Here is a 1227-nt window from a genome sequence, read left to right as displayed (position 1 = left end):
TCGGGCGCGCTGTTCGCCTTCGCAACCAGCTTTGACGAGGTCGTGATCGTGCTGTTCATGGCAGGACCGGAGCAGCGCACCCTGCCGCGCGAAATGTTCAGCGGCATCCGTGAGAACATCAGCCCGACCATCACTGCGGCCGCGGTGATCCTGACGACAGTGTCGGTGATCCTGCTCGCCACCATGGAAGGCCTGCGCCGGCGCAACGAACGGCTCAAGGGCGGCAGCGCCTGACGCACGACAGCGCGCCCGGCCGAAAGCCGGGCGCGCTTCGTTCAGCCGATCAGGACGACGTTAGTCGTACTTGAACTCCGGCATCTTCTTCAGCTCATCCTTGGACGCATTGTACACGGCGTGGTCCGGATACCACTTCGACGTCGTGGTCGTCGTGGTGGTCTTCTCGTTCATCGTCGTCGGACGGTCGGCCGCCGCTCCCGTGGTCGTGGTCGACGCCGGACGGTTCGCCGGAGCGTTGGCCGCACCGGTATAGGCAACGGCCTCGTTGACGAACTTCAGCTTGTCAAAGGGCACGGCGACCAGATGCTCGCCCATGCCGAGGAAGCCGCCGACGCCGATCACCGCGATCTTGATGTCGCCGTTCTTGTCCATCAGGAGATCGTTGATCGAGCCGACGCTTTCGTTGGCGTCGTTGTAGATCTTCAGACCCACCAGCTTCGATGCACGCCATTCGCCGGAGGCGGACGTCGTTGTCGCTGTCGTGGTGGAAGCGGCCGGCGCCTTGTCGGTCGTCGCTGCGGGCGGCGACTGGGCAAAAGCAACGGTCGCAAGCAGCGCGGAACCGGCGATGCCGGCCGCGATCGATTTCATCAACATGTTGTCCTCTCCTTGTCGAAAACTTGTGCGGAGAGAACCGCTGCGGGCACGCTCGGTTCCTAAGCTGCGGCAATTTCATCGCGATGTTTTTTGTGTCGCTAAGTGCACAAATGCACAGTTCCCCGCGAACTCCACACGTCCTGGGAGAAGTGCCGGACTCGCGAGGAACGTGCCGACCTGCGTCGCCTGAAACAGGTCTGCCGGGTCAGGTCTTGTAGTCGACGAGAAGCGCGGAGATCTGTGTGCTGCTCGACGAACTCGAATTGCCGGACGCGCTGTAGGAATTCGACGACGACATCGACTGCTGCAGTGCCTGCAAGAATTGCTGGAGGATCTCTGCGGTGGTCGAGTCGCTCGAGCTGCTGGTTGAATCCGTCGACGATGCGCTCGACG

Annotated in this window: 2 protein-coding genes and 1 pseudogene; 1 reads left to right on the top strand and 2 read right to left on the bottom strand. The window is 62.3% G+C overall.

Annotated features, from left to right (window positions below; all coding sequences use genetic code 11):
* A partial coding sequence (locus C2U70_RS10220) for an ABC transporter permease (protein ID WP_433960671.1) occupies window positions 1–234 on the top strand: 234 nt, incomplete at its 5' end.
* Between the two features lie 60 nt (window positions 235–294).
* Here the strand turns inward: C2U70_RS10220 and C2U70_RS10215 are convergent.
* Both C2U70_RS10215 and C2U70_RS33320 read right to left on the bottom strand, forming a co-directional pair.
* Window positions 295–834 carry a PRC-barrel domain-containing protein gene (locus tag C2U70_RS10215; protein ID WP_140977881.1) on the bottom strand — a complete coding sequence of 180 codons (540 nt, stop codon included), beginning with the start codon at window positions 832–834 and terminating at the stop codon, window positions 295–297.
* Window positions 835–1039: 205 nt separating this feature from the next.
* A pseudogene (locus tag C2U70_RS33320) lies at window positions 1040–1227 on the bottom strand (hypothetical protein); the annotation flags it as partial.

The organism is Bradyrhizobium guangdongense (assembly GCF_006483445.1).
Lineage (GTDB): Bacteria > Pseudomonadota > Alphaproteobacteria > Rhizobiales > Xanthobacteraceae > Bradyrhizobium > Bradyrhizobium guangdongense_A.
Note: the sequence above shows the minus strand (reverse complement) of the source record. Positions and strands in the feature narration are given on the sequence as shown.

What these genes read in the sequence shown, in the direction of transcription:
- C2U70_RS10215 (WP_140977881.1), bottom strand. Translation starts at nt 834, where the DNA reads ATGTTGATGAAATCGATCGCGGCCGGCATCGCCGGTTCCGCGCTGCTT.